The 7,735-nt window shown below is 71.6% G+C and carries 5 protein-coding genes and 1 pseudogene; 5 read left to right on the forward strand and 1 reads right to left on the reverse strand.

From position 1 onward, the window contains the following. Positions 1 to 35 precede the first annotated feature (35 nt). Positions 36 to 1,526: an MFS transporter gene (locus KN815_RS20640; RefSeq protein ID WP_216343425.1), complete on the reverse strand. Its 1,491-nt coding sequence runs from the start codon at positions 1,524 to 1,526 to the stop codon at positions 36 to 38. A gap of 129 nt (positions 1,527 to 1,655) precedes the next feature. Between KN815_RS20640 and dusB the strand changes: the two genes are divergently transcribed. The 5 genes and pseudogenes from dusB to KN815_RS20665 form a co-directional block, all read left to right on the forward strand. Continuing rightward, positions 1,656 to 2,831, forward strand: coding sequence for a tRNA dihydrouridine synthase DusB (gene dusB / locus KN815_RS20645; RefSeq protein WP_216343426.1), 1,176 nt, complete (start codon positions 1,656 to 1,658; stop codon positions 2,829 to 2,831). Positions 2,832 to 2,957: 126 nt separating this feature from the next. Then, positions 2,958 to 4,205, forward strand: a complete 1,248-nt coding sequence (locus KN815_RS20650) for a lipase family protein (protein ID WP_216343427.1) — start codon at positions 2,958 to 2,960, stop codon at positions 4,203 to 4,205. Further along, the gene (locus KN815_RS20655; RefSeq protein WP_216343428.1) at positions 4,202 to 6,472 is read left to right on the forward strand and encodes a VMAP-C domain-containing protein; all 2,271 of its coding nucleotides are present in this window, start codon (positions 4,202 to 4,204) and stop codon (positions 6,470 to 6,472) included. Before KN815_RS20650 ends, KN815_RS20655 begins: the two co-directional genes overlap by 4 nt. Positions 6,473 to 6,487: 15 nt before the next feature. Beyond that, on the forward strand, positions 6,488 to 7,456 hold the full coding sequence (locus KN815_RS20660; protein ID WP_216343429.1) for an AAA family ATPase: 969 nt from the start codon (positions 6,488 to 6,490) through the stop codon (positions 7,454 to 7,456). Beyond that, positions 7,456 to 7,735, forward strand: a pseudogene (locus KN815_RS20665) (hypothetical protein); the annotation flags it as partial. The gene KN815_RS20660 and the pseudogene KN815_RS20665, both read left to right, overlap by 1 nt.

Here is a 7,735-nt window from a genome sequence, read left to right on the forward strand (position 1 = left end):
GCATCGTGGGCCGGACGCCCGCCCCCTCGCGCCAACTACGCCTTCGCGCCTGCCGACGCCCGTCCCGCCGGCGCGCTCTCCTCGAGCAGCGCGGCCGCGCGCCGGGTCGTCTTCTCGGCCCAGCGGCCCGTGGTCACCATCCCCAGCAGCAGGATGACGGCACCGCATCCGGCGATGATCCACCAGGCCGGACGGGCGGCGTCCACGAACGCGGCAGCGGCCGCGGGCGAGGCGGCGTGCCCCGTCCGGCCCACCGCCGCGGAGGCGGCGCCCGCCGCCAGCACCGCGCCGATGACCGCGACGCCGAGCGACTGGCCCACCTGGCGGCTGGTGGAGGCGACGGCCGCGGCGACTCCGGCCTGGGAGCGGGGCATCCCGGAGACCGCCGTATTGGTGATGGGCGCGTTGACCATGCCGAAGCCGAGGCCGAACATCGCATAGCCGAGCAGCAGCCCGGTATCGGTCGTCTGGACGTCGAAAACGGCGAACATCACCCCGCTGGCCGTTATGGCCACCCCGGCCACCAGCATCGAAGGCCGGGGCCCACGGGCGCCCACCAGCCGCCCGGACAGCGGCGCGCAGACGAAGCACATGAACGCCATAGGCAGCATCCACAGCCCGGCGTGCAGCGCGTCGAGCCCTCGTACGTCCTGTAGATAGAGCGTGTTCATGAAGAGATAGCCGCCGAGGGCCGCGAAGGCGCACACCGCGACGACCGTCGCCCCGCTGAAGGGCGCGCTGTGGAAGAACCGCACATCGATCAGCGGTTCCTCACGCCGCAGCTCGTAGCGGATCAGCGCGATGAGCCCCACGGCGGCGATGGCCACGAAGGTCACGATCAGCGGCGAGTCCCAGCCGCGGTCCGGCGCCTCGATGATCGCGTAGGTGAGGGTGCCCAGCACCGCGACGACCAGCAACTGGCCGATGGGGTCGGCCCGGCGCGGCTTGGGGGCACGCGACTCCGGTACGTAGCGGGCGGTGAGGAGCAGCGCCGCGATCCCGACCGGAAGGTTTATCCAGAAGATCGAGCGCCAGCCGACGGACTCCACCAGCACGCCGCCCACGATCGGCCCGGCCGCCATGCTGATGCCGACGACCCCGCCCCAGACCCCGATCGCGCGGGCCCGCTCCTTGGGCTCGGTGAAGACGTTGGTGATGATCGACATGGCGACGGGGTTCAGCATCGAACCGCCGATCGCCTGCACCATGCGGAAGATGACCAGCGTCTCCAGATTGGGCGCGAGGCTGCACAGCCCCGACCCGAGGGTGAAGATCACCAGCCCGGTCTGGAAGGTGCGCTTGCGGCCCACCCGGTCGGCCGTCGAGCCCGAGAGCATCAGCAGCGCGGCGAGGACCAGCGTGTACGCGTCGATCGTCCACTGCATCCCGGAGACCGAGGCGTGCAGATCGCTTCGGATCGAGGGCAGGGCGACGTTGAGGACGGTGTTGTCGAGGCTGACGAGCAGCAGGCTCATGCAGCAAATCGCCAGCACGAGCATGCGCCGCCGATGGCTGAGCTCACGCATGGTTGAACGCTACATCGATACTGTCGGTGCGGCGGTCATAACCGCCCTGTCGGTCCCTCTGGCGGGTGCGGGACAATAAGAGACCGGCCCGTTCTTCCCACCGTAGTACGCACAAGGAAGCTGACCCCCATGACGCAGACGCCGCAGCCGCCGCAGACTCCGCATCAGCCGCGGACGCGGCTGCGGATCGGACCGCATATGGTCCAGCCGCCGGTCGTTCTCGCACCGATGGCCGGGATCACCAACGCTCCGTTCCGCACCCTGTGCCGGGAGTTCTCGGGCGGTAAGGGGCTGTTCGTCAGCGAGATGATCACCACCCGGGCGCTGGTGGAGCGGGACGCCAAGACGATGCGGCTGATCCACTTCGACGGCAGCGAGAAGCCGCGCTCCATCCAGTTGTACGGGGTGGATCCGACGACCGTCGGCAAGGCCGTCCAGATGATCGTGGACGAGGATCTCGCCGACCATATCGACCTCAACTTCGGCTGCCCGGTGCCCAAGGTGACCCGTAAGGGCGGCGGCTCGGCGCTTCCGTACAAGCGGCATCTGCTGCGTTCGATCCTGCGCGAGGCGGTGACCGCCGCGGGCCCGCTGCCGGTCACCATGAAGATGCGCAAGGGCATCGACGACGACCACATCACCTTCCTCGACGCGGGCCGGATCGCGGTCGAGGAGGGCGTGACCGCGATCGCCCTGCACGGCCGCACCGCCGCCCAGCACTACGGCGGCACCGCCGACTGGGAGGCCATCGCCCGCCTGAAGGAGGCCGTCCCGGAGATCCCGGTGCTGGGCAACGGCGACATCTGGTCGGCCGACGACGCGGTCCGGATGATGCGCGAGACGGGCTGTGACGGCGTGGTCGTGGGGCGCGGCTGCCTCGGGCGGCCCTGGCTCTTCGGCGACCTGGTGGCCGCGTTCGAACCGGGCAGCGGGGCCGGTTCCGCCCGGCCGACCCTCAGGGAGGTCGCGGCCGTGATGCGCCGCCATGCCGAGCTGCTCGCCGAGTGGCTGGCGGACGAGGAGCGCGGCGTGATCGACTTCCGTAAGCATGTCGCCTGGTACACCAAGGGCTTCTCGGTCGGCTCGGAGATGCGCAAGCGACTGGCGATCACCTCGTCCCTCGCCGAGCTGGACGCCCTGCTGGCCGAGCTGGACCTGGACCAGGAGTGGCCCCCCGGCGCCGACGGCCCGCGCGGCCGCACCTCGGGCCGCAACCGCGTGGTGCTGCCCGACGGCTGGCTGGACGACCCGTACGACTGCGCCGGGGTCGGCGCGGACGCGGAGCTGGACACCTCGGGCGGCTGACCCCCGCCAGTCGATCGAGCAATCCAGCCTTCAACAGTCCCGTAGTCCGGGGGTCACACGGGGTCATCACGGGTTAAAGTAATGGGCTCGTGGCCGCGGTGGGTTCTGGACGATCTGGGGGGATCGGTGACAAGCGTCGTCTTCGTCCACGGCACGGGGGTCCGGGCCAAGTCGTACGAGAAGAGCTTCGCGCGGGTCGTGAGCGGCCTGGGGCGGGTGAGAGCCGAGATCAGGGTCGCCCGCTGCCTCTGGGGCGAGGAGCATGGGGCGTCGCTGGGGCTGGACGGGGTGTCGATCCCGGTGCGGACGAAGCACCGCGGCGTCGGCGCCGACGAGCTGCTGGACGAGGACGATCCGCTGGCCGTATGGGCGCTGCTGGAGGTGGATCCGCTCGCCGAGCTGCGGGAGTTCGCGGAGGCGGCGAAGGCGCGGCGCGGCCAAGGCGCGCGGGCCGGTTTCGCCCCCGGCCGTCAGGACCCCTGGCAGGCCGTCGCCGATACGGCGCGCGGGCTGAGCCTGGAGGCGGTGACCGACGGCGGGGGAAGCCTGGACGCGTTGGTGTCCGACCTCGCGCCGCACCTCGGCACGGCCGGTGGCCGCGTGGCCCAGGAGATCTCCCGCACCCTGGGCGGTACGCCGCCCGCCGACGGTATCGAGGCGATCGCGGCCCGCGCCGTGTACGCCCTGGCGGTCCAGCGGGCCGAGGGCCCGCACGGCGACGATGAGCCGCTCGCGGTGGACGGCGCCGACCGGGACACCGTCGTCGGCGCGCTCACCGGTCAGTTCGGCGGCACCGGCCGGGGCGGATTCGCCGCCCGTGCCGCGAAGGGCGTGGCCGTACGGGCGCTCAACTCCTACCTCTCGCCGCTGTCTTCACTGGCCCATACCTTCCGTGGCGGGATCACCAAGGGATCCGTCCCGGCCAGTGGCGACATCCTCCGCTACCAGGTGCGCGGCGCCGGGGTGCGTGCCGCGATCCGGGAGGCGGTGCGCGATGCGGTCGCATCAGGGGGCGGCCCGGTCGTACTGCTCGCGCACAGCCTCGGCGGTATCGCCTGCGTCGATCTGCTCGCCGAGCCCGATCCGCCCGCCGGGGTGGACCTGCTGGTGACGGTCGGCTCACAGGCGCCGTTCCTCTACGAGCTGGACGCGCTCACCGCGCTGCGCCGCGGCGAGCCGCTGCCCACCGGCTTTCCTCGCTGGATCAATGTCTACGATGAGCAGGATCTGCTCGGTTTCGTCGGGGAGAAGGTCTTCCCCGACCGGGTCACCGATCTGCGGGTCAACACCCGCCAGCCCTTCCCGCGCGCCCACACCTCGTACTTCGCCCACCAGCGGCTGTACGAACTGCTGGCCCCGGAGCTGCCGAAGTGACAGCGGTGGAGCACGACTGGCGCCGCACCCATGCCGTGATCGTGGCGGTCGAGCGGTACAACGGCAGCGACGCCCTGAACCTCGACGGCCCGGTGCACGACGCCATCGGCATGCGGAAGTGGCTGACCCGGCGGGGCGTACCGCCGGAGAACATCCAGTTACTGGCCTCGCCCATGGAGCGCAACAGGGCGGCCCTGGAGGCGGCGCACCCCGACTACCGCCCGGCCGAGCGCGCCAATGTGCGCAAGGTCTTCCGGGAGGGGCTCAGCCACATCGACGGCGACGACTGGCTGTGGGTCTACTGGGCCGGGCACGGCGTGCAGGCCCGGGGCGGCCGGTGGAGCCTGCTGTACCCCGAGACCTCGGACACCGACCTCCAGGGGCTCGACGCCGACAGCCTGGTCGACCTGGTGCGCACCGACCATCTGCGCTGGGACGCGGTGGACCGGGTCACCGTGGTCATCGACGCCTGCCGGCAGGCCCTTCCCCCCGGCAGCCACGAGTTCGCCGACATCCCACAGCCGCTCACCGACTGGCCCCAGACCAGATCCGATCGGCCGGTCTTCTGGATGCGGGCCTGCCAGGCGGGGGCCGTCGCCATGGAGCAGGACGGCGCCGGGCGCTTCACCTCCGCACTGCTGCGACAGCTCGAGGCGGCGGGCGCGGACGCGGACGCGGACGGGGACGGGGGCGGGGACCCGGACGGGGCGGGACTGGACCTGGACCGGGTCTGGAGGGGCGTCCAGGACGAGTTCGCCCAGATGCGCGCGACCGGGAGCAGTCGGCAGTACCCGACGATGCACGTCATCAACTGGGAGCAGGGGGAGCGGACGGTCCGGCTCGGCCCGCCCGCCCCGCCCCTCGATCCGGAGAAGCGGCGGTTCCGGGAGACGTTGGTCCTGGAGGCGTCCGGGCTGCTCGGGGCGGATCCGGCCGGATCGGCGGGGAGGGTCGCCGCCCGGCTCTGCGAGCAGTTCACCACCGGCCCGCCCGCCACCACGCCGCCCTCGGCCGAGGAACTGGTCGACTGGGCGCTGGAAAATCCGCATGGCACCGTCACCCTCCTCGCCGAGCTGAGCACCCACGCCCCGGTCCGCACCGAGATCCGCAAGGCGTGCCATGTGTTGCAGGACCAGTGGCTGACCCGCGCCGAGTACACGGAGCTGGTCGCGCTGCTGGGGCGGCTGGACGAGCGGGGCCGGTACGACGTCGCCGAGGAGGCCCGCGCGCTGTTCGGCCTCGTCGATCTGTCGTTCCACGATCCGGCCGTGCTCGCCGACGGGCTGGAGGAGCTGCTCCCCAAACCGGATCAGCTTCCCCAACTGCTCAGGGTCGTGGAGCGTTTCGCGGCCGTCGACGAGGGGGCGGTCGCGGCCGATCTGCGCGCCTGGTCGCTGCGGTGTGCCGAACGGCTGGGGCTCAAGGGCCAGTTGATGGAGCGACGCGGCGAGGCCGAGGAGTACGCCGAGGGCGTCAAGGCCGCCGGTCTCGCCCAGGATCAGGGGGCACCTCCCAGCGATGGCTGGGGGAGCATCCAGATCCGGCTCCATCCGCCCAGCGGTGCCGGACAGCGGCGTCGGTACGAGGTGTGGACGCGGCGCGGCGAGGACGTCAACGCCCTGGCCAAGGAGGACACCCCCGCCTCCCTGGAGGAGATACAGCGTGACATCGACGGCCTCCTGAGCGCACATGCCCGTACGCGCGACACCCTCGTGGAGTTCTTCGTGGCCTCCACCGACCTCGAACTGGCCGTGCACCGCTGGCAGCTCGACGCCGATAAGCCCCTGGAGCGCTCGCTCGGCACGGATTACCCCGTCGTGGTGCGCTGCACCGAACTCCGGGACAATCAGCGGCACGTCTGGAAGCGGCGGTGGGAGCGGGTCGACTCGGCGGGGACCGAGGATCTGGAGTGGCTGCCCGCTCACCTGGACACGTTCAAGCAGGTCCACGGCGTTCTCCAGGGGCAGGAGGACGCTCCCGGCGTGGTGCTGACCACCCCCTCGCGGGCCCGGTCGGATGTCTTCAACGCCTGCCTGTTCGACGGGGTGCCCGTCCTCATATGGCATGGCGAGGCGGAAGCCGCCGCCGCGCGGGCCGAGTTGACGGCCCTGCTCGGCACCGAACGGCTGCGGTCCCTGCCCCAGCATCTGCGCAAGCTCCGGTCGGCGAGCGAGGCCGACGAGAGCCACCATGGCCGCCATATGGCGCTGCTGTGGGACGATCCGCACCGCCCGCTCCCCGACCAACTCGACCTGTCCGCACCTTGAGGAGAGACGAAGAAGATGGCACAGGACTGGCGGCTCTTCCAGGGCGGCGACACCGAGCCCCATGAGGTGGAGACCTGGCCCACCGCCCCGCCGTGGCGGCGTTTCGGCGAGGACGCGCGGCGCCGGGACCAGGAGCGGGCGCTGCCGTATCTGATCTCGGACGAGGACCGCGACGTCGTCAACATGGCGCTGCATCTGCACCGCCCGCTGCTGGTCACCGGCCGCCCCGGCACCGGCAAGTCGACCCTGGCCCACGCCATCGCCCGTGAGCTGAAGCTGGGCGAGGTGCTGCACTGGCCGGTCAACAGCCGCTCCACGCTGACCGAGGGCCTCTACTCGTACGACGCGGTGGGGCGGCTGCGCGAAGCCTCCCTCAAGCGGCGCGCGGACGAGACCCCAGGGGGCACCGAATCCGAGCCGGACATCGGCGACTATCTGCGGCTCGGCGCGCTCGGCACCGCGCTGCTCCCGGAGGACAAGCCACGGGTTCTGCTTATCGACGAACTCGACAAGGGCGATGTCGACCTGCCCAATGACCTCCTTACGGTCTTCGAGGAGGGCGAGTTCGAGATTCCGGAACTGGCCCGTCTGGGGGAGGGCGAGGCGATCCGGGTACAGATCTCCGGGTCCCGGAAGAAGACCCCAATCCCCGGCGGCTGGGTCCGCTGCCGCGTCTTCCCCGTCGTCGTCATCACCAGCAACGGCGAGCGCGAGTTCCCCCCGGCGTTTCTGCGCCGCTGCGTCCGGCTCGACCTCAAGCAGCCCGATGAGCGGCAGCTCCAGCAAATCGTCACCATGCATCTGGGCGAGGAGATCGGCGCCCGGGCCCAGGAGCTGATCGCCGACTTCGTGTCCCGGCGCAACGAGCGGGAGCTGGCCACCGATCAACTCCTCAACGCGGTCCGGCTGCGGTCCTCCGGGGTGCGGGTCGACCAGGACGTCCTCGACAAGCTGTTCCGTTCGCTGAACGAAGTCGACGCGTAATGATCGAGCGGCTGTGCGCCCTGCTGGAGGACGCGGGCGTCGAGCTCTCCGAGGAGGAGTTGCGCGACGCCCTGTGGTTCGCCGCGACCACGGCCCCGGCGCGGAGCGAGGAAGGGGCACCTACGCCGTCCCCGGGTGCCACCGGTCCCGCCTCCGGCGCGGCCGACGGCGACGACGACGGCAAGGGCGACAAGCGGCAGCTCACCGGGCCACCCACCGAAGGCGAGCCCGAGCCCGGCCCGCTCACCCCCGCCGGGCTCTACGCCCCCGGTGCCGCCC

Origin of the sequence: Streptomyces niphimycinicus (assembly GCF_018883605.1) — a bacterium.
Taxonomy (GTDB): Bacteria; Actinomycetota; Actinomycetes; order Streptomycetales; family Streptomycetaceae; genus Streptomyces; species Streptomyces niphimycinicus.

Coding starts and splice junctions, on each gene's coding strand:
- KN815_RS20640 (WP_216343425.1), bottom strand. CDS start 1,526: ATGCGTGAGCTCAGCCATCGGCGGCGCATGCTCGTGCTGGCGATTTGC.
- dusB (WP_216343426.1), top strand. CDS start 1,656: ATGACGCAGACGCCGCAGCCGCCGCAGACTCCGCATCAGCCGCGGACG.
- KN815_RS20660 (WP_216343429.1), top strand. CDS start 6,488: ATGGCACAGGACTGGCGGCTCTTCCAGGGCGGCGACACCGAGCCCCAT.